This window comes from Lysinibacillus sp. FSL P4-0201 (genome assembly GCF_038593425.1).
GTDB lineage: Bacteria > Bacillota > Bacilli > Bacillales_A > Planococcaceae > Lysinibacillus > Lysinibacillus capsici.
In genome coordinates, this window is sequence record NZ_CP151995.1 from 4170193 (window position 1) to 4191081 (window position 20889).

The following is a 20889-nucleotide window of genomic DNA, read 5'->3' on the forward strand; positions in this document are numbered from 1 at the left end:
CAATTTAAATGGCGGTCCCGACCGGGATCGAACCGGCGATCTCCTGCGTGACAGGCAGGCATGTTAACCGCTACACCACGGGACCTCTTTAAGACATTTATAAATATATCATAGAAAATATAGATATACAATATCTTTTTTCACATTTTTTTAATATATTTTCCAACACTCTTTAATCTAGGATAGAGGTTATCCTGCAATGCATTTTCCACATAATCAACATCTAATTTCATATAAGCTCTAAACATGATGCAAATTTTGCAGTATATTTAACTTTGAAGGGGGAAACATAACATGTCAAAATTAGAACAATTACAAGCAGCCTTACAGCTCCACAATACCGATGCAATTATTATCACAAATGCTCAAAATCGTCGCTATCTAACAGGTTTTACAGGTAGTGCAGGTACAGTTATTGTAACAAAGACACGCGCACTTTTATTAGTAGACTTCCGCTACACTCAGCAAGCAACAAATCAGTGTGACACCTTTGAAGTACTAGAGATTGATCGCAACCATTTATATGAAACCATTCAGGAAATTCTTGAACAGGAATTAATTCAAACTGTTGGTTTTGAGCAACATCATGTAACTTATTTTAGCTATCAATTAATGAAGAGCAAATTGACAGCTATATTAAAACCAATGCCTACTATTGTAGAAGATTTACGGATGATTAAAACACCAGAAGAAATTGAAATAATTAAGAAAGCAGCATGGATTTCCGATGAGGCGTTTAATCATATTCTGACATTCATCAAACCAGGTATTTCAGAACTTGATATTGCCTATGAATTAGAGTCTCATATGCGAAAAAATGGTGCAACAGGTGCAGCCTTCGATATGATTATTGCTTCTGGCCATCGTTCAGCACTCCCACATGGTGTAGCATCCTCTAAAATAGTGAAGCAAGGTGATATGTTGACAATGGATTTTGGTGCTTACTACCGAGGTTATCGTTCTGATATGACAAGAACGATTGCTGTTGGAGAACCATTAGAGCAATTAAAAGAAGTATATCAAATAGTTTATGGTGCCTTACAGCATGCCCTTTCCAATATGAAGGCTGGTATAACTGGACAAGAGGCCGATAGTTATTCACGAGACTACATTACTAAAAAGGGATATGGACAAAATTACGGTCACGGTGCAGGACATGGTATAGGCTTAGATATCCATGAAAACATATTTATGTCTACCATATGTAAAGACATGTTAGAAGAAAATATGGTACTAACTGTCGAACCGGGTATTTATATACCTAATGTAGGTGGTGTTCGAATCGAGGATGATGTTATCGTTACAAAAGAAGGTGTGGAAGTCATCACTCACTCTCCTAAGGAACTCATTATTTTATAGCCCATTAAAGTGATGTTTTATATGGAGATATCATTAAAGAAGTTTAGCTGCTTACTTTGATATATAACAAATGTTTTAAAGAGTAAGTACAATAAATTCTTTGTACTTACTCTTTTTATAAAAGAAAAAACAGCCAACACACAGCTGACTGTTTTGTTTGCCTAGCGACGTCCTACTCTCACAGGGGGAAGCCCCCAACTACCATCGGCGCTAAAGAGCTTAACTTCCGTGTTCGGTATGGGAACGGGTGTGACCTCTTTGCCATCATCACTAGACTTTGTATTTAATTGAAAGATTTGCTCTTTCAAAACTGGATAAACGATACATTGAATGTTTCAAACTTTTTTGGTTAAGTCCTCGATCGATTAGTATTCGTCAGCTCCATGTGTCACCACACTTCCACCTCGAACCTATCTACCTCATCGTCTTTGAGGGATCTTACTTACTTGCGTAATGGGAAATCTCATCTTGAGGGGGGCTTCATGCTTAGATGCTTTCAGCACTTATCCCGTCCACACATAGCTACCCAGCGATGCCTTTGGCAAGACAACTGGTACACCAGCGGTGTGTCCATCCCGGTCCTCTCGTACTAAGGACAGCTCCTCTCAAATTTCCTACGCCCACGACGGATAGGGACCGAACTGTCTCACGACGTTCTGAACCCAGCTCGCGTACCGCTTTAATGGGCGAACAGCCCAACCCTTGGGACCGACTACAGCCCCAGGATGCGATGAGCCGACATCGAGGTGCCAAACCTCCCCGTCGATGTGGACTCTTGGGGGAGATAAGCCTGTTATCCCCGGGGTAGCTTTTATCCGTTGAGCGATGGCCCTTCCATGCGGAACCACCGGATCACTAAGCCCGTCTTTCGACCCTGCTCGACTTGTAGGTCTCGCAGTCAAGCTCCCTTGTGCCTTTACACTCTACGAATGATTTCCAACCATTCTGAGGGAACCTTTGGGCGCCTCCGTTACCTTTTAGGAGGCGACCGCCCCAGTCAAACTGTCCGCCTGACACTGTCTCCTGCCCCGCTAAGGGGCATGGGTTAGAATTTCAATACAACCAGGGTAGTATCCCACCGACGCCTCCTTCGAAGCTGGCGCTCCGAGATCTCTGGCTCCTACCTATCCTGTACAAGTTGTACCAAAATTCAATATCAGGCTACAGTAAAGCTCCACGGGGTCTTTCCGTCCTGTCGCGGGTAACCTGCATCTTCACAGGTACTATAATTTCACCGAGTCTCTCGTTGAGACAGTGCCCAGATCGTTACGCCTTTCGTGCGGGTCGGAACTTACCCGACAAGGAATTTCGCTACCTTAGGACCGTTATAGTTACGGCCGCCGTTTACTGGGGCTTCAATTCGCAGCTTCGCTTGCGCTAACCACTCCTCTTAACCTTCCAGCACCGGGCAGGCGTCAGCCCCTATACGTCACCTTACGGTTTTGCAGAGACCTGTGTTTTTGCTAAACAGTCGCCTGGGCCTATTCACTGCGGCTCTCATGCGCTTGCACGCTCAAGAGCACCCCTTCTCCCGAAGTTACGGGGTCATTTTGCCGAGTTCCTTAACGAGAGTTCTCTCGCACACCTTAGGATTCTCTCCTCGACTACCTGTGTCGGTTTGCGGTACGGGCACCTCTCACCTCGATAGAGGCTTTTCTTGGCAGTGTGAAATCAGGAACTTCGTCCATACGGACTCGCCATCACAGCTCAACGTTACAGTGTGCGGATTTGCCTACACACACGCCTTACTGCTTGGACGCGCACAACCAACGGCGCGCTTACCCTATCCTACTGCGTCCCCCCATTTCTCAAACGGTGAGGAGGTGGTACAGGAATATCAACCTGTTGTCCATCGCCTACGCCTATCGGCCTCGGCTTAGGTCCCGACTAACCCTGAGCGGACGAGCCTTCCTCAGGAAACCTTAGTCATACGGTGGACGGGATTCTCACCCGTCTTTCGCTACTCATACCGGCATTCTCACTTCTAAGCGCTCCACCAGTCCTTCCGATCTGACTTCAACGCACTTAGAACGCTCTCCTACCACTGACATCGTAGATGTCAATCCACAGCTTCGGTGAATCGTTTAGCCCCGATACATTTTCGGCGCAGCGTCACTCGACCAGTGAGCTATTACGCACTCTTTAAATGATGGCTGCTTCTAAGCCAACATCCTGGTTGTCTGTGCAACGCCACATCCTTTTCCACTTAACGATTACTTTGGGACCTTAGCTGGTGGTCTGGGCTGTTTCCCTTTTGACTACGGATCTTATCACTCGCAGTCTGACTCCCGTGTATAAATATCTGGCATTCGGAGTTTGTCTGAATTCGGTAAACCGGGATGGCCCCCTAGTCCAAACAGTGCTCTACCTCCAGTATTCTCATCACGAGGCTAGCCCTAAAGCTATTTCGGAGAGAACCAGCTATCTCCAAGTTCGATTGGAATTTCTCCGCTACCCACACCTCATCCCCGCACTTTTCAACGTGCGTGGGTTCGGGCCTCCAGTAAGTGTTACCTCACCTTCACCCTGGACATGGGTAGATCACCTGGTTTCGGGTCTACGACCACGTACTATTTCGCCCTATTCAGACTCGCTTTCGCTGCGGCTCCGCCTTCTAAAGCTTAACCTCGCACGTAATCGTAACTCGCCGGTTCATTCTACAAAAGGCACGCTATCACCCATTAACGGGCTCTAACTACTTGTAGGCACACGGTTTCAGGATCTCTTTCACTCCCCTTCCGGGGTGCTTTTCACCTTTCCCTCACGGTACTGGTTCACTATCGGTCACTAGGTAGTATTTAGCCTTGGGAGATGGTCCTCCCGGATTCCGACGGAATTTCACGTGTTCCGCCGTACTCAGGATCCACTCAGGAGAGAACGAACTTTCGACTACAGGGCTTTTACCTGCTCTGGCGGACCTTTCCAAGTCGCTTCATCTAACTCGCTCTTTTGTAACTCCGTATAGAGTGTCCTACAACCCCAAGAGGCAAGCCTCTTGGTTTGGGCTCTTCCCGTTTCGCTCGCCGCTACTCAGGGAATCGATTTTTCTTTCTCTTCCTCCAGGTACTTAGATGTTTCAGTTCCCTGGGTCTGCCTTCAAGACGCTATGTATTCACGTCAAGATACTACGCGATTAAACGTAGTGGGTTCCCCCATTCGGAAATCTCCGGATCAAAGCTCACTTACAGCTCCCCGAAGCATATCGGTGTTAGTGCCGTCCTTCTTCGGCTCCTAGTGCCAAGGCATTCGCCGTGCGCCCTTAATAACTTAACCAAGTTATTAAGCCTATAAAAAACTTAAAAAATAAATGTGTTTGTTACAATTTCAATGTCGTTTTATCCAGTTTTCAAAGAACAAGTTTTGAAGTGTTTCATTCAGATAGAATGAACCTTCAAAACTGAACGCAAAACGTAATCTTACAAACCCAAGGTTTGTATTCCGAAATAATCCTTAGAAAGGAGGTGATCCAGCCGCACCTTCCGATACGGCTACCTTGTTACGACTTCACCCCAATCATCTATCCCACCTTCGGCGGCTGGCTCCAAAAGGTTACCTCACCGACTTCGGGTGTTACAAACTCTCGTGGTGTGACGGGCGGTGTGTACAAGGCCCGGGAACGTATTCACCGCGGCATGCTGATCCGCGATTACTAGCGATTCCGGCTTCATGTAGGCGAGTTGCAGCCTACAATCCGAACTGAGAACGACTTTATCGGATTAGCTCCCTCTCGCGAGTTGGCAACCGTTTGTATCGTCCATTGTAGCACGTGTGTAGCCCAGGTCATAAGGGGCATGATGATTTGACGTCATCCCCACCTTCCTCCGGTTTGTCACCGGCAGTCACCTTAGAGTGCCCAACTAAATGATGGCAACTAAGATCAAGGGTTGCGCTCGTTGCGGGACTTAACCCAACATCTCACGACACGAGCTGACGACAACCATGCACCACCTGTCACCGTTGCCCCCGAAGGGGAAACTATATCTCTACAGTGGTCAACGGGATGTCAAGACCTGGTAAGGTTCTTCGCGTTGCTTCGAATTAAACCACATGCTCCACCGCTTGTGCGGGCCCCCGTCAATTCCTTTGAGTTTCAGTCTTGCGACCGTACTCCCCAGGCGGAGTGCTTAATGCGTTAGCTGCAGCACTAAGGGGCGGAAACCCCCTAACACTTAGCACTCATCGTTTACGGCGTGGACTACCAGGGTATCTAATCCTGTTTGCTCCCCACGCTTTCGCGCCTCAGCGTCAGTTACAGACCAGAAAGTCGCCTTCGCCACTGGTGTTCCTCCAAATCTCTACGCATTTCACCGCTACACTTGGAATTCCACTTTCCTCTTCTGCACTCAAGTCCCCCAGTTTCCAATGACCCTCCACGGTTGAGCCGTGGGCTTTCACATCAGACTTAAAGGACCGCCTGCGCGCGCTTTACGCCCAATAATTCCGGACAACGCTTGCCACCTACGTATTACCGCGGCTGCTGGCACGTAGTTAGCCGTGGCTTTCTAATAAGGTACCGTCAAGGTACAGCCAGTTACTACTGTACTTGTTCTTCCCTTACAACAGAGTTTTACGATCCGAAAACCTTCTTCACTCACGCGGCGTTGCTCCATCAGGCTTTCGCCCATTGTGGAAGATTCCCTACTGCTGCCTCCCGTAGGAGTCTGGGCCGTGTCTCAGTCCCAGTGTGGCCGATCACCCTCTCAGGTCGGCTACGCATCGTCGCCTTGGTGAGCCGTTACCTCACCAACTAGCTAATGCGCCGCGGGCCCATCCTATAGCGACAGCCGAAACCGTCTTTCAGTCTTTCACCATGAAGCAAAAGAGATTATTCGGTATTAGCCCCGGTTTCCCGGAGTTATCCCAAACTATAGGGTAGGTTGCCCACGTGTTACTCACCCGTCCGCCGCTAACGTCAAAGGAGCAAGCTCCTTTTCTGTTCGCTCGACTTGCATGTATTAGGCACGCCGCCAGCGTTCGTCCTGAGCCAGGATCAAACTCTCCATAAAAGAAATTTGATTAGCTCAAATTGTTTTGCTGGCATCATGTTTGATGTCCAAAATTTTTGTTTTGTTCACTAACCGAAGCTAGCTACTTAAAACTTTATTGATTACGTTTTGCTTGTTCAGTTTTCAAGGTTCATGTCATCGCCCTTTTGGACAACTATTTAAATTTACCATACAACCAAGAGGTTGTCAACACTTTTTTTGGAGCGGGTGATGAGAATCGAACTCACGACATCAGCTTGGAAGGCTGAGGTTTTACCATTAAACTACACCCGCATATATTTTCTTAAAAATGGCGCGCCCGGCAGGAGTCGAACCCACAACCTTCTGATCCGTAGTCAGACGCTCTATCCAATTGAGCTACGGGCGCATATGAAATTAATTAATTGACTTGGTGCGGCCGAGAGGACTTGAACCTCCACGGGGTTGCCCCCACTAGGCCCTCAACCTAGCGCGTCTGCCGTTCCGCCACGACCGCATTCAATTAGTAACTTTTTTATTATACTATGATAATTCAAAAAGTCAACTCTTTTTCTTAAAGAGATGAGCCATGAAGGACTCGAACCTTCGACCCTCTGATTAAAAGTCAGATGCTCTACCAACTGAGCTAATGGCTCGAATTAAGAAATGAATGGCTGGGGTACTAGGATTCGAACCTAGGCATGACGGAATCAAAATCCGTTGCCTTACCGCTTGGCTATACCCCAATAAGTGGCGGTCCCGACCGGGATCGAACCGGCGATCTCCTGCGTGACAGGCAGGCATGTTAACCGCTACACCACGGGACCAAAATATTATTTACATTAAATTATGAAAAATGACCCCTACGGGATTCGAACCCGTGTTACCGCCGTGAAAGGGCGGTGTCTTAACCACTTGACCAAGGGGCCATGGCTCCGAAGGCAGGACTCGAACCTGCGACAACCTGATTAACAGTCAGGTGCTACTACCAACTGAGCTACTTCGGAATAATTCATGTTATGTTGTCGTCGTTATCTTGTCGACTTTTACTATTATAGGGACAACTCAACAAAACGTCAACTATTTTTTAAACTTTTTTTACTCTACTAATTTTAATTTCCCCAAACACTTACTGCAACAATACCTTTCAACATTCATTTTTATTTTCCGTATATATAATTGGTGGCAATTGACACAAGTATATGTATAGCGTCGTCGTTGTTTTTTAACTGTAGCTTTCGGGACATGTAAAACTGCGCAAAATCGAGGGGCATCTACTTTCCTTAATAATTCTCTAAAATCTTTATCTCGATGCTGATACCCTTTACCTTCAATATGTAGGTGATAATGGCATAATTCGTGTAAAACAATACCATGAATCTCTTTCAAACCGTATAACTCATAGGCTTTAGGATTAATCTCAATATTATGGGATTGTAAAAGATATCGTCCTCCCGTTGACCGTAATCTCGGATTAAAGTAGGCTTGATGCAGAAAAGGCCTCTGAAAGTTTTCTAAAGATAAGCGACGAACAAGCTCTTGTAATTCTTGATTGTCCATAGTAATCACCTCTAACAACAAGAATACCACACTGCGTAGTATAGACAGTGTGGCAAAAATTTAGTACTCAAACTAATGCTTGATTTTTAGGAGGGAGCATCGTTAAAGAGATACGCCCTTTCGTTACATCTATTTGTTCAACCCAGACAGTTACAATATCCCCAAGTGCCACAACTTCTAATGGATGCTTAATACGTTTATTTTGGAGTTTAGAAATATGCACAAGTCCATCTTGCTTCACGCCAATGTCAACAAATGCGCCGAAATCTACTACATTTCTTACCGTCCCCTGCAATTCCATACCTACTTTTAAATCTTCCATTTTTAATACATCAGTCTTAAGCAATGGTTGTGGGAATGCATCACGTGGGTCACGACTAGGTTTCATTAAGGTATCCACGATATCTTGAATTGTCACAACTCCTACTCCAAGCACATCACTTAATTTTTGGATATTTAGTGCTGCAATAGCATCCTCTGCCTTCTGTGTCCCTAACTCTTTTTTATCTATTTGAGCCTCTGCTAATACTTGCTCAGCAAGGGCATAGCTCTCAGGATGAATACCTGTAGCATCAAACGGATTTTTTGCTTCTGGGACACGTAGGAAACCAATAGCTTGTTCATACGTTTTGGCGCCTAACCTTGGAATCTTCTTTAATTGCGCACGTGTAGTAAATTGACCATTTTCCTCTCGCGTCTTTACGATATTCTCTGCAACAGTTTTTGATAGACCAGAAACATATTGTAAGAGTGATGATGAAGCCGTATTTACATCTACACCAACTTGGTTAACAGCTGTTTCTACTATAAAAGATAGCGATTCATTTAATTTTTTTTGAGAAACATCATGCTGATACTGACCTACACCCACAGCTTTTGGTTCAATTTTCACTAACTCTGATAAAGGATCCTGTAAGCGACGTGCAATGGAGACAGCACTACGTTGTTCAACCTGTAAATCAGGAAATTCTGTACGTGCAATTTCAGACGCTGAATAAACAGACGCCCCCGCTTCATTGACAATCACATAGGCTATGTCAGTAGTAAGTTCATTTAATACATCCGCGATAAATTGTTCTGTCTCTCGAGATGCTGTACCATTACCAATGGCAATTATACTTATTGGATACTTTGCCAAAATTCCTTTTACAATAGCTTTGGATTTTGCCACATCTGGTTTCGGTGGATGTGGGTAAATAGCTGTAACCTCAAGCATTTTCCCAGTTTCATCTACAACCGCCAGCTTGCAACCTGTACGGTAAGCTGGATCAACCCCTAAAACATATTTACCTTTCATAGGTGGTTGTAGCAATAGGTTACGTAAATTTTCGGAAAAAATATGAATAGCCTGTGCCTCAGCTTTTTCTGTAAGCTCGTTTCGTAATTCCCTCTCAATTGAAGGCTGAATTAAACGCTTGTACGAATCCTCGATTGCTAGTTTAACTTCTGCAATAGCAGGAGACGAACCAGTTGCAGGTATCCATTCTTTCCACATAATCATTAATACTCGATCCACCGGCACATGAATAGAAACCTTTAAGATTTCTTCTTTCTCTCCTCGGTTTATCGCTAAAATACGGTGTGGTACAATGCGACTAACAGGCTCTTCATATTCGTAATACATTTCAAAAACATTTTTCTCGTCGATTTCTGTATTTTTCACAGACGTCACAAGAATTCCATCTTTCCATGAATAAGCTCGGATTTTTTCACGAATAGAGGCATCGTCCGCAAAACGTTCTGCTAATATATCTCGAGCTCCTATCAGGGCTTCTTCCGTATTAGCAACTTGTTCGTTGTCCACAAAGTCAGTTGCTAATTGCTCTAATGCATCATCACTAAATGCTAACAGGAGATCTGCAAGAGGCTCTAAACCTTTCTCTTTTGCAATCGTCGCCTTTGTACGTCGTTTTTGCTTATATGGTCTATATAAATCCTCAACACGTTGTAAGATTGTTGCAGAAAGAATAGCCTGCTCTAATTCTGGTGTAAGCTTTTCTTGCTCTTGGATTAATCGTATAACTTCTTCTTTTCGTTGTTCAAGTTGCTGTATGTAGTGATAACGATCTTCTACAGCTTTAATTTGCACCTCATCGAGTGATCCTGTAACCTCTTTTCGATAGCGCGCAATAAATGGTACCGTATTTCCCTCTTCTAATAAGTTAATAACAGCTTCTACTTGCCCTGGTTTGACTGCTACATCCTTTGCAATGAGCTGTAACATTTGCTTTTGCTCCACATCATCACTACCTTTTTCTTTTCATTTTACCATTACACTTTACTAAAAATGCAAAAAAATAGTCTACTCAGACGAATATGAGTAGACTATTTCCATTCATTTTAAAGGTATTTTTCATTAAACACCCATGAAAGATTAGAGCGAAACACCGCCACTTGCTAGAATAGCCTCTTGTAATTTCTTTATTGCTTTCCTTTGTATCCTCGATACATGCATTTGAGAAATCCCTAATCGTTCTCCAGCTTCTTTTTGACTAAGTTGCTCTAGATATGTAAGCTGAATAATTTGTTTTTCCCTCTCATTCAACACAACCAGCGCCTCTGAAACAATCATTCGTTTATTGGTCATTTCATAGCCATCGTCTTCCCTGCCCAAAATATCGAATAACGTGACTGTACTACCGTCTGAGTCTGACTCTATCGAATGGTCCATAGAAAGAGCTTGATAACTACGGCTCATTTCCATAGCTTCTAGTACCTCTTCCTCTGCTACTTCTAATCGTTCAGCAATATCTTTAATGGATGGAGAACGCTGTAATTCAATTGTCAGCGCCTCCACAGTTGATTTAATCCTCGGCCCAAGTTCCTTTATACGTCTAGGCACATGTACATCCCATGTTTTATCACGTAAAAAACGTTTGATTTCCCCAACAATTGTTGGCACGGCAAAAGCTTCAAAACTACGACCAACATTCGGATCAAAACGTCTTATTGCACCTAACAATCCCAGCATCCCTACTTGAACAATATCATCATAATAAGATTTACCATTCGAATATTTACGAGCTATAGATTCAACTAGATATCGATAATGAATCACTAAATTGGTTTGTGCTTCATCATCCTCCGTTGACTGGTACAATTCAATCCACTTAAGTACATCTTCTTTAGATGAAGATTTATGTAGTGATTCTTTCGACATTTTTCTCCACCTGCTCCCTAGTGACATACTTTGTCATGAAGACAGTTACGCCACCATCGTTATTGATCATCACCTCATCCATCAAAGTTTCCATTAAATAAAGTCCCAAACCACCTTCTCTTAGCCCTGCAATACTTTCTTCAGGATGATACGGCCCAATCTTAGACTTAATCTCTTCAAAATTAAAACTATTGCCGTAATCCGCAATCATCATTTCCATTTTATTGTCGTACAGCGCACACCCGATGACAATTTCACCCTCTTCTTCGTCTTTATAAGCATGGTGAACAACATTTGTCACAGCCTCACTTGCTGCAATTTTTAAATCTTCAATATCATCATAATTAAAGCCAATCCTACTCGCTAAGCCCGAGACAGTTAATCGAATGACACTGACAAATTGCGGTTTAGCAGGAACTCTAATTTCAATATAGTCAAATTCCTTCATTATCTTAATTCCACCTTTTTATCAGTTTCGATATCCATCAAATCACTAAGACCAGTAATTTCAAATAATCTTTGTAACCTATTCGATAAACCAACGAGCTTTACTTTACCATTTTCACGTAATGCTCTTTTATAAAAGGCAACAAAAATCCCAAGTCCTGTACTATCCATGTAATTTACCTTTGATAGATCAAGCTCAATTTCTAAACCCTCTGTAATCTTTACAGCTTCTAATTCGTCTCGTAATCCTGAAGCAGTAAACGTATCAATCTCACCCTCAACAAAGCCAAATAATTTATGATCAATTTCTTTAAAATGTATCGTTACGTCCATATAGCACACCTCCACCATATTTGTTAGACTATTTTCTCTACCCTGTTCAATTTAAACTTAAACCTATTTTTTTAAAATAACTACAGTAAAATCATCAAATAGTTTAAAATTTTGCACTCTCTCTATTTCCTTATAAAGGAGCTGACACAATTGCTGGGCAGATAAATGTCTATTTTCTTTTATTAAAGTTGTGATTACCTCTCGCGAATTTAATTCTTCTTTCACTCTAAATTCTGTCACACCGTCGGTCATCATAATAATCAAATCATTCTCTTCTAACACAATTTCATGAAACGTATAGTTTGTTTCAGACAATACACCCAATAGTAAACCTTTAGCCTCTAAGGTAAAGAACTGATCGTTCTTTGCACTATAATGTAAAGCTGGTTCATGGCCTGCCGAAGCATAAGAAAAAATGTTTTGCTCTACATTTAAGCAGCCATAAAACATCGAAACAAACATACTGTCATCCACACCTTTTTCTATTACCCTATTAATAACTTCTAAAACATATGAGGGATCTTTATATGCATATACCAATGTTTCAAGTCCATATTTCACCATCGACATACATAAAGCAGCAGGAACTCCTTTACCGACAACATCTGTCACAGCCACACTTAAATATTCTTCTCCATCATGAAAAAAATGTACATAATCGCCATTCATTTTTCGAATAGGTACTGAAATCATACCTATATCAATATTTTTCATATTCGGCACATAAGTTTTCAACAATGTTTTTTGGATGTTTGTCGCTATTTTCATTTCCATTTCATATTCAGCTTGCTTTTGAAGTAAACTTTGATGCTCTCTATGCGCCATTCCATAATGCACCATTACTTCAATCAAAAAATCATAAGCAGGCTGTGATTCATTCATTTGATTCGGAAATATTTGTTCTACAGCATTTTTATGAATGCTAATAACATCCTCGGGAGAGATATTTTTTTGAATTAACTGACGTGTGAAGTTCTGAGCGATATATAAATTTCTTTCTGTTTGGTTGACCATATAATCTGCTAATATTTTTTTATACTGAGCTTCTAATTGTTTCAGTTTTCTTCACGTCCTAACGCAACCATTTTTCCGCTCTTATCGTTGTTCCCTCTCCAACGACAGATTGAATATCTAAACTATCCATCAGTCGTTTAACACCTGGCAAACCAGCACCTAGCCCCCCCGAGGTGGAATAACCATCCTCCATTACTTTACGAACATCTTTAATACCAGGCCCTTGATCTGTTGCAACAACAACTATTTTCTTTTCTGTATTTGCTTCAACCCTTTCAATTGCTATGACACCTATACTTGCATATAAATAAATATTTCGTGCTAATTCACTAATTGCCGTGGTGATACGGGCTTGATCAACAGTGCCAAATCCAAGTGCTTTTGCTTCATTGCGCCCCAGTTGTCTAGCTGCAACAATATCCCACTCTGTAATAATTTCAACCGAAGACCTATATGTCACTGCTGTCCCTCCATTTCCTTTGGAGTTATACTCTTACACTTTTATTCAAACTGCTTGCCATCATTTAAAATGAATGAATTGCCTCTATAAATGGAATATTCTATGTAAATTTTCATATACCTTTTAAGAATTTTTTCAAAAATCTATTTTTATTAAAAATCTTGTGTATATCTTAAAGCTTTTTGTAACATTTATCAATTACACCTTGGCTTAATTATTTCAGGTACTTCATCTTTCGTATCAAAATCGCTTGCTGAGCAAGATCTATCGTAATTCAAATTATGGTAAAGACATTTCAAGGATAAAAGACAAAAAAGCATCGAGATATCATAATCTCGATGCTTCTATACACATATGTATATCAAAATTTAACTAGACCTAAACTAATCATCAACGCACCATCAACTTTTTCCATCACAGCATGATCCAGTTGCGTAATACGATCCGTCAATCTTGACTTATCAATTGTCCGCACTTGTTCTAGCAAAATAACCGAATCACGTTCAAAACCATACTTTTCAGCATTGATTTCAACGTGTGTCGGTAACTTTGCCTTTTGAATCTGTGCAGTGATAGCTGCGATGATGACAGTCGGACTAAATCGATTGCCAATATCATTTTGAATAATCAGCACCGGCCTAGTGCCTCCTTGTTCAGAACCTATTACCGGTGATAAGTCTGCAAAAAAAACGTCACCACGTTTTACATTCAAAGTGTCATCCCCCGCTAACGAGACGCTCCACCATATGTTGTGCTTCATATTCTGCATGCAAGCATTCGCTCGCAATCATTAAATTAATATGAGACATTTCAACATATCCTTTAATCATAGCTTCCCGTATTTGATTTGGTTGCTCCTGCATTAAATTTTTGCGCGCCAAAATACGCACAAAAGATTCACCTTCAATTACTTCCTTTGTTTGTAGAAATAGTCTGTCTTGAACAGCAATTGTAGCTTCTCTTAACTTTTTCTCGTACACAGCAAGCACCTCCAACGGAACCATACACTTTTCATTACTTCCCATTCTATCATTGAAAGATATTGTTGAAAAGACATGAAATGACAAAATATCTGACAATTTGAAGTACAAATTGTAAAAATATGTTGGTTGTCGAAGGTATATGCTGAATAATTATTATTGCAATGTGTTTTCAAATATGAGCCATTACTATGTTTTGGAAAAGAAATAAGTTCTCCAGTGCTAATTTATTTACCAAATTCAACTTGGAACATTGCTCATGACATTACATTGAGATTTGACTTATTCTAATGAAAGACAACTAAAGATATGTTCTAGGAACTCTTGTTGTTATAATGCATGGTATTTCATAATTAATTGTTTCGAGCTTTGTTGCCCATTCATCGATCGATACTCCAGTATTTCCTTGTCGACCAATGAGTGTTACCTTCTCACCTATATCATATGCTTTTGGTAGGGCAACCATACATTGGTCCATACAAATTCGTCCAACAATCGGCATTCTTTGTCCATCAATTAAAACCTCTTGTCCACCTAACTTGCGAATCACGCCATCTGCATAGCCAATTGGAATTGTTCCTATCCACATATCTGTCGAAGCAACATATGTAGCTCCATAGCCAACTGGATCACCTGATTTTATTTGCTTTACATGAACAAGTTCACTTTCAAGCGAGAACGCTGGTAACAAATGAAAAGGTAATATACTTTTCACATATGAAGAAGGTGATAATCCATACATCGAAATACCAAATCTAACAGCATCATATTGTAAATGCGGATCTTTTACTAATGAGGCTGCTGTATTAGATGCATGAACAAGTCGCGGCTTATTAGGTATTACAGCTAAACATTTCTCAAAAAATTTTACCTGTTGATCAAAATGTAGCGTATCCTCCTCATCAGCTGTCGCAAAGTGTGTAAATATTCCATCCAGCTCCATGTTATCTGTAGACTGTATTGTTTGATAGAGCTCTAATAATTCCTGCTCTGAGCGAATACCTATTCTACCCATTCCGCTATCTATTTTTATATGAAGTCGTAAAGGAAGCGCTTCATCCACTAAAAGAGAAGCAGCTTGCTGAATCCAATCATCGGCAAATGCCGTAAGTATAATACGTTGCTGCGCTGCATAAGGAGCAAACGAAACTGGAGATGCACCTAATATTAATATGTCTGGTTCTTCAAAATGTGCTCGAATATGTAATGCCTCATCGGGCGTTGCCACTGCAAGTACTGTGGCACCAGCTTCAAGAGCTGCCCGTGCAACGGCTACATCTCCATGACCATACGCATTTGCTTTTACTACAGCGATAATTTGAACATTAGGTCGTAAAAATTCTTTTAAGTTTTTTACATTTTGTTGAATTGCTTGTAAGTCTATTATTGCTTTTGTTGGACGAAAAAACTGCTGTGTCTTCATAAGAATACCCTCTTTATTTTTAATTAAAACATTATGTAGGACATACATATTGCAAAGTATGTCGATTTAGCTTGTACACACAAAGTTTTAGTTTTCGGATGAGCCTATACTTTATAGGTTCATTTTAATTATCAATAAGCTACAGCCTCCGTATTCCAGAAGGCTGTAGCCAGAAAAGTTACTTCATACTACTTATCGTCATAGATGTAGCAACTTCAATCATTTCTTCTCGCGTTAATTTACTTGATGCTACAAAGAATTCAACGCCATCTTTTTCCCAACTAATTGATGTATCTGTAATAGCACCAATTGTATAGCCTAAATCAACTGGATCACCAGGTGACGATACAGGTAACATTGAATTTTCCTTCATTACTGGTTGCTGCATAACAGTAAATGCCTTCTCACCATCGTATGTTAAGATTACTCGTTCCATTCCACTTTCCTGCACAACCTTTTCATTCGCTAATTGTGCCCAATTTACAACAGGATAATGTGTTTGGAATTCTTGATATTCAACTTCTGCTCCAACAGCTTCCTTATCCTCATTATCTTCTTGCCCTTCTTTTTCGGCAGGTGTAGCTTGTTCACCTTTCGTGTTATCTTTATCAGTGAATTGCTCAACTGCATACTCTTTTGCAGCATGTTGTACACCTAGCTTAATTTTCTTAAATGTGATTTTGATTTGCTCTTCTTTCACATCATTCATAATCACTACTGAGGTTGGCAATAAAGTTTTCTTATCTACTGTTATAACCTGATGTGGCATACTGTTCTTATAGCTATTTCTAGTAGCCGCTTCAAATATATATGCTTTTTCTTCTTCTTTCATGACAAGATTTTTATCTTCTGCTAAATCTTCTGCTAGCGCTCCAATTAAGTATGCCTGACTATTTTTCTTTGGCCAATCACTTTGGAATTTATACATTTTGTTTAATGTCGGTGTTACGACAAAAACACCATCAGCATTACGTACAATCATTTGAGAAACATCTTTCCCACTTTCAACTACTTCTACTCGATAGAAATCAGGTTTTGTGTGCCATACTGTTACATCATAATTTCTAGGTTCCCCACCCGATTTAATTTCCATCGATGCATTTAATTCATAACCATTCGTCTCTGCCCATTTACCATTCACTTTCTTCAACACTTTTTCCTGTGAGGCTGCACCACATGCCGACAGAAGTAATATCGTACAAAGTAAGACGAGCCATTTAACTATACGGTTGCCCACGCTTTCACCCTTTCTTCTTTCAAATCCACTACGACAATATATGAACCGTATTTGTCAGTTATGTCATTTGAAGAAAGGGCAATATATTTAAATTTACATGCAATCCTTTTAGACAAGTTAAGTACTATTCTAATAAGATTACTTGAGCAGCTGCGTATTGCTTAGAATGCGTAATACTAACAAATCCATTGACAAGTTCATCCTTAAAATATAAAACAGGATTGCCAGCTGCTCCTTTTAACACTTCCAAATCATGAAGCTTACATTGTTCTCCGAGCCCTGTTCCCAGAGCCTTCGAAAACGCTTCTTTTGCAGCAAATCGCCCAGCTAAAAATTCTATTTTGCGAGTTTCCGAATAACCATCAAATATTTTTTTTTCATTTATCGTTAAAATGCGGTCTTTAAATTTATCTGTTCGTTTCATAGCCTTTGCAATACGATCAATCTCTACAATATCGAGGCCAATTCCCTTAATCATGTGAACCTTCTCCTTTACCTATTTCCAACAAGGCATGTATAATAATTGTAAATTGAGGTGGAGCCATGTTTAGTAGAACGGAAAATTTTAAGCAATATACAAAGTATTACCCTGTTGTTTCAACTTTAATAGCAATAAATCTTACTCTTTATGTATTGTCTCTCATACCCAGCATAGGAACACTCTTGTGGAATTATGGAATCCAAGCAAATTTCCTGATTCAAAGTGGTGAATGGTGGCGTGTTTTCTCTGCCATGTTTTTACATGCAGGTTTTATGCATGTGTTTTTTAATATGTTTTCCTTATATCTCTTTGGACCAGAGCTAGAAAAAATCGCAGGGAAAGCACGTTTCATTACAATTTATTTAGTATCAGGTATTGTAGGCAACATGGCAACCTATATATTCTATGATAGTAGTTATGCGAGCCTTGGTGCAAGTGGGGCTATTTTTGGAATTTTTGGTGCATTTGGGGCATTAGTTTACTATACTCGACGTACAATGCCCATGCTTCGTAAGCTCATTTTACCAATCATCGTCATCAGTGTCATTATGACCTTTCTCCAACCAAATGTGAATGTCTTTGCTCATTTAGGCGGTTTAGTAACCGGATTTATCCTTGGACTTGTCTATTTACATCCAAAAAGAATTTTAAGTTGGCGCAAACAAAAGATGGCTGGTAGACCATAACATTAAAAAGAGGAGCTGCTCACCTATAGAGCAGCTCCTCTTTCCTTACAATGACCTCCATTATAAAACCACTGTAGCTTCATTTGACATCTTTATTTTTTTCCATTCAGTTGCTGTTAAACCATAAACAACCTGATCTACGTAGTGATCATATAGCCACTCAGCATCCCTTAAACGCCCTTCTTCATGAAAGCCCAATACCTTTGGGATTGTACGACTACGAATATTACCAACTGCAACACGCACTTCTATACGATTTAACTTCAAATAATTAAAGGCAAAATCAATCAATGCTTTCATGGAATTCGTAACGAGCCCCTTTCCTACAAATTCATTCCCTAGCCAGTAGCCAATACTTGTCCATTTATGTTGCCAGTTGATTTGGTGATAACCAATAACACCCGCAAGCTTTCCATCATAGTAAATCCCTGCTTGTATGCCATTGTGATCAGCATATTGTTGCATAGCATTTTTTACGAATTGCTCAGTATCCTTTACTGTTTTGACATCATCTACAAAGGGCAACCATTCACGTAATGTATCCCTTGAACGGTCAGTTAAAGCGAATAACTCTTCTACATCACTTAAATCCAAAAGCTTTAAATAAGCGCTTTCATTAATGTCATATTTAAACAATGTCTCCACCCCTTTTGTTCTATTTATTTTATTATAAACAGCATCTCTATTTATTTATAGTTAAAAAAGCTAATCCTTCCATAAAATTGAAAGGATTAGCTTTTTAGTTCATTAATGTTCGTACCATGTTAAGATCGTCTCGGCATCTTGTTGCTCTAAGCTGGAAACACTCCCCGTTGTACCAGTTGCTCCTGACATGACGGTTGCTTTTACAGACATAACATTCTTTCTTTTTTGAAAGTACGATTGTGTACTTTCAATAGATTGAATTCGCTTCTTCTCCATGATTAACGTAATTCGACTAAACACTCGATACTGCATAGCCAGTTGCTTGCCATCTATTTGATAGCCTGCTGTTTTATGTTGCCAAATACCAAGTAACATTGTTAATGGAATTAACAGCAACGAAAATAGCCCGTATGGATAAAAGAAATAGATAGATGCACCGATAATCGGAACTAGCCAGAAAAAATCAATACGATAAAAAAATGGTCTTGCCCTTTTTGGTGAGCGAGTAAATGTAGGCTGCCAATTCATTTCTGGGAAAAGCTGTTCTAATGTTTGCATACAATCCGGCTTCTTAATAAGTGGAAATAGCGTAATTTTTTTATCATTTCCATTTTCACCATTACCACCAGCACTTTCAACAACCACTGTAGCATAGCCTGTTAACTGACGTAGTGGATTTTCCACAATACGAATTGCCTGAATTCGATTCAACGGCAAAGTAATACGCTTTTTTTCTAACAGTCCCTTTGTGATAATCAACTTTTCTTCCTCAATGCGGACAGTATAATCATAATAATTTATCAGTGTGATGACCACTGATACAATCCAAGCAACAATTAAAACAACCATCACCGTCAATGCCACTAAAAATGCGCCGATTTTCACGAAATCAGCTAACTCATGAAATACAGTTTCATAAGGAATAATGTCGGAAAATTGTGAAGCAACGGCTGCAAGACCTGATAACACAACACCAATTCCACCAGATGTTGTTGCTAATACTAGTAAATCTCGCATGGACATATGGTAAATCATCGGAGTTGGTATAGCTTCCTCTACAACCTGCATTTGATCCTGTTGTTGAACTGCTTCGTTTTTAGCATGCCGCATTTCTAATTCAATAACATCTGCTGCTGCTTTGCGAATGGCTGTCAGCTCAACCTCAGGTTTTCCTCCTTTACTACCAGCAGTCTCCACCTGAACTTTCACTAAACCAAAAATGCGATGGAAAACACCTTCATTGTAATTCAAACTTTGTATACGTTCAAAAGGGATATAACGTTTCTTTTTAACAAACAATCCATATGTCACACGCAACTCCCCATCTTCAAACCAGTAAACAAATGTCCGCCATTTTATGATTCCTCCCACGAGCGCAAGAAGTGCTGCAACTCCCCATACACCGAAAAGTAAAATGGTTTCAAAAAAATGATCACTACGAAAATTCAAAGAAAAATTAAAGCCGTTACTTATGATAATAATGGCAATTGGTAATATCATACTTTTCAATGCTTTTACACTCGTTATAATTGCAGACACTGGGTGTAAACGATTAATTTCCTTAGACATCATCTTCAGCCACCCTTGCTAAATCAGAAATACGCGCACGCAGTACGTCTGCTTCATCCATAACAAGTGCAGGAATCGTATGTACAGTTGCAGCTGTAGAAATAGAGATATTACCTAAGTCGTATTTTTTTAATATCGGCCCTTGTGTTGTATCAACATGTTGCACACGTACCATTGGAATTAATGTGCGTTTCACAACAAATAAACCATGTTGTACTTCGATTTCATGCTCTCGAACTTCATAGCGCCATCTCTCCCATCTTATTTTCGGGAAAATAAAGATAGATAATATCGCACTTAGTAATACAATTGCACACGCTATGAAGTAAATAAATGAAGGCCATTCAAAATAATAAGTACCATAGCTTACAAGTCCTGCTATAACTAACAGCACCAATGTTTGTATAACTCCATATAAACGCCATACGGTTAGCCCTTTACGAGAAATTTGATGAATCGGTTGTGCTCTCATTGTCGTTCCCCCTCTTTCTTCATTAGGTGTATACGAATTCACTCACCATTTTGTTTCAACTATAGCCGAAAAAAAACCTTACAGCCATCATGACTGTAA

General features: G+C 40.5%; 17 protein-coding genes, 9 tRNA genes and 3 rRNA genes. 2 read left to right on the forward strand and 27 right to left on the reverse strand.

Going from position 1 to position 20889, the window contains the following annotated elements:
- Positions 1–9: 9 nt before the first annotated feature.
- Positions 10–85: transfer RNA gene (locus tag MKY76_RS20990), tRNA-Asp, on the reverse strand.
- 209 nt (positions 86–294) lie between these two features.
- On the opposite strand from MKY76_RS20990, the gene MKY76_RS20995 reads away from it, so the two are divergent.
- Positions 295–1359, forward strand: a complete 1065-nt coding sequence (locus tag MKY76_RS20995) for a Xaa-Pro peptidase family protein (protein WP_342557117.1) — start codon at positions 295–297, stop codon at positions 1357–1359.
- Positions 1360–1518: 159 nt separating this feature from the next.
- On the opposite strand, the gene rrf is transcribed toward MKY76_RS20995, so the two are convergent.
- The 23 genes from rrf to acpS all read right to left on the reverse strand — a co-directional run bounded on the left by rrf (position 1519) and on the right by acpS (position 17415).
- Positions 1519–1634: ribosomal RNA gene (rrf, locus tag MKY76_RS21000) — 5S ribosomal RNA — on the reverse strand.
- A 70-nt stretch (positions 1635–1704) separates the two neighbouring features.
- Positions 1705–4632, reverse strand: a 23S ribosomal RNA gene (locus MKY76_RS21005).
- A gap of 181 nt (positions 4633–4813) precedes the next feature.
- Positions 4814–6365 (reverse strand): 16S ribosomal RNA (locus tag MKY76_RS21010).
- The 16S, 23S and 5S rRNA genes sit together here with 8 tRNA genes alongside, the layout of an rRNA operon.
- 199 nt (positions 6366–6564) lie before the next feature.
- Positions 6565–6638 (reverse strand) — tRNA-Gly (locus tag MKY76_RS21015).
- A gap of 17 nt (positions 6639–6655) precedes the next feature.
- A tRNA-Arg gene (locus MKY76_RS21020) sits at positions 6656–6732 on the reverse strand.
- Positions 6733–6754: 22 nt separating this feature from the next.
- Positions 6755–6840 (reverse strand) — tRNA-Leu (locus tag MKY76_RS21025).
- A 66-nt stretch (positions 6841–6906) separates the two neighbouring features.
- Positions 6907–6979 (reverse strand) — tRNA-Lys (locus MKY76_RS21030).
- Positions 6980–6994: 15 nt separating this feature from the next.
- Positions 6995–7069 (reverse strand) — tRNA-Gln (locus tag MKY76_RS21035).
- Between the two features lie 5 nt (positions 7070–7074).
- Positions 7075–7150, reverse strand: a tRNA-Asp gene (locus tag MKY76_RS21040).
- 30 nt (positions 7151–7180) lie between these two features.
- Positions 7181–7252 (reverse strand) — tRNA-Glu (locus MKY76_RS21045).
- Position 7253: 1 nt separating this feature from the next.
- Positions 7254–7330: transfer RNA gene (locus tag MKY76_RS21050), tRNA-Asn, on the reverse strand.
- A 91-nt stretch (positions 7331–7421) separates the two neighbouring features.
- Positions 7422–7883, reverse strand: a complete 462-nt coding sequence (locus tag MKY76_RS21055) for a SprT family protein (RefSeq protein ID WP_066038034.1) — start codon at positions 7881–7883, stop codon at positions 7422–7424.
- A gap of 67 nt (positions 7884–7950) precedes the next feature.
- Positions 7951–10122 (reverse strand): Tex family protein, encoded by a 2172-nt coding sequence (locus tag MKY76_RS21060; RefSeq protein ID WP_342557118.1) that lies wholly within the window; start codon positions 10120–10122, stop codon positions 7951–7953.
- A 135-nt stretch (positions 10123–10257) separates the two neighbouring features.
- Positions 10258–11043: an RNA polymerase sigma factor SigB gene (sigB, locus tag MKY76_RS21065; protein WP_066038032.1), complete on the reverse strand. Its 786-nt coding sequence runs from the start codon at positions 11041–11043 to the stop codon at positions 10258–10260.
- Positions 11021–11491 (reverse strand): anti-sigma B factor RsbW, encoded by a 471-nt coding sequence (gene rsbW, locus MKY76_RS21070; protein WP_016993413.1) that lies wholly within the window; start codon positions 11489–11491, stop codon positions 11021–11023. Before rsbW ends, sigB begins: the two co-directional genes overlap by 23 nt.
- Complete coding sequence (locus tag MKY76_RS21075) at positions 11491–11823, reverse strand: STAS domain-containing protein (protein ID WP_016993414.1); 333 nt, start codon at positions 11821–11823, stop codon at positions 11491–11493. The genes rsbW and MKY76_RS21075 overlap by 1 nt, the downstream gene beginning before the upstream one ends.
- Positions 11824–11886: 63 nt before the next feature.
- Positions 11887–12837 (reverse strand): PP2C family protein-serine/threonine phosphatase, encoded by a 951-nt coding sequence (locus MKY76_RS21080; protein ID WP_233436266.1) that lies wholly within the window; start codon positions 12835–12837, stop codon positions 11887–11889.
- Between the two features lie 58 nt (positions 12838–12895).
- Positions 12896–13297 (reverse strand): anti-sigma regulatory factor, encoded by a 402-nt coding sequence (locus MKY76_RS21085; RefSeq protein ID WP_342557119.1) that lies wholly within the window; start codon positions 13295–13297, stop codon positions 12896–12898.
- A 361-nt stretch (positions 13298–13658) separates the two neighbouring features.
- The gene (locus MKY76_RS21090) at positions 13659–14009 is read right to left on the reverse strand and encodes a type II toxin-antitoxin system PemK/MazF family toxin (protein WP_004232054.1); all 351 of its coding nucleotides are present in this window, start codon (positions 14007–14009) and stop codon (positions 13659–13661) included.
- Positions 14010–14013: 4 nt separating this feature from the next.
- On the reverse strand, positions 14014–14277 hold the full coding sequence (locus tag MKY76_RS21095; RefSeq protein ID WP_004232053.1) for a hypothetical protein: 264 nt from the start codon (positions 14275–14277) through the stop codon (positions 14014–14016).
- 301 nt (positions 14278–14578) lie between these two features.
- Complete coding sequence (gene alr / locus MKY76_RS21100; RefSeq protein ID WP_342557120.1) at positions 14579–15700, reverse strand: alanine racemase; 1122 nt, start codon at positions 15698–15700, stop codon at positions 14579–14581.
- A 178-nt stretch (positions 15701–15878) separates the two neighbouring features.
- A complete protein-coding gene (locus MKY76_RS21105; protein WP_048394283.1) occupies positions 15879–16937 on the reverse strand; it encodes an outer membrane lipoprotein carrier protein LolA in 1059 nt (352 codons plus the stop codon).
- A 124-nt stretch (positions 16938–17061) separates the two neighbouring features.
- Complete coding sequence (gene acpS, locus MKY76_RS21110; RefSeq protein WP_048394281.1) at positions 17062–17415, reverse strand: holo-ACP synthase; 354 nt, start codon at positions 17413–17415, stop codon at positions 17062–17064.
- Between the two features lie 65 nt (positions 17416–17480).
- On the opposite strand from acpS, the gene MKY76_RS21115 reads away from it, so the two are divergent.
- On the forward strand, positions 17481–18104 hold the full coding sequence (locus MKY76_RS21115) for a rhomboid family intramembrane serine protease (protein WP_048394279.1): 624 nt from the start codon (positions 17481–17483) through the stop codon (positions 18102–18104).
- 60 nt (positions 18105–18164) lie between these two features.
- On the opposite strand, the gene MKY76_RS21120 is transcribed toward MKY76_RS21115, so the two are convergent.
- The 3 genes from MKY76_RS21120 to MKY76_RS21130 form a co-directional block, all read right to left on the reverse strand.
- Positions 18165–18740, reverse strand: a complete 576-nt coding sequence (locus MKY76_RS21120; protein ID WP_054549589.1) for a GNAT family protein — start codon at positions 18738–18740, stop codon at positions 18165–18167.
- Positions 18741–18851: 111 nt separating this feature from the next.
- Positions 18852–20318 carry a PH domain-containing protein gene (locus MKY76_RS21125; protein ID WP_342557924.1) on the reverse strand — a complete coding sequence of 489 codons (1467 nt, stop codon included), beginning with the start codon at positions 20316–20318 and terminating at the stop codon, positions 18852–18854.
- On the reverse strand, positions 20311–20790 hold the full coding sequence (locus MKY76_RS21130; protein ID WP_342557121.1) for a PH domain-containing protein: 480 nt from the start codon (positions 20788–20790) through the stop codon (positions 20311–20313). The genes MKY76_RS21125 and MKY76_RS21130 overlap by 8 nt, the downstream gene beginning before the upstream one ends.
- Positions 20791–20889: the final 99 nt, after the last annotated feature.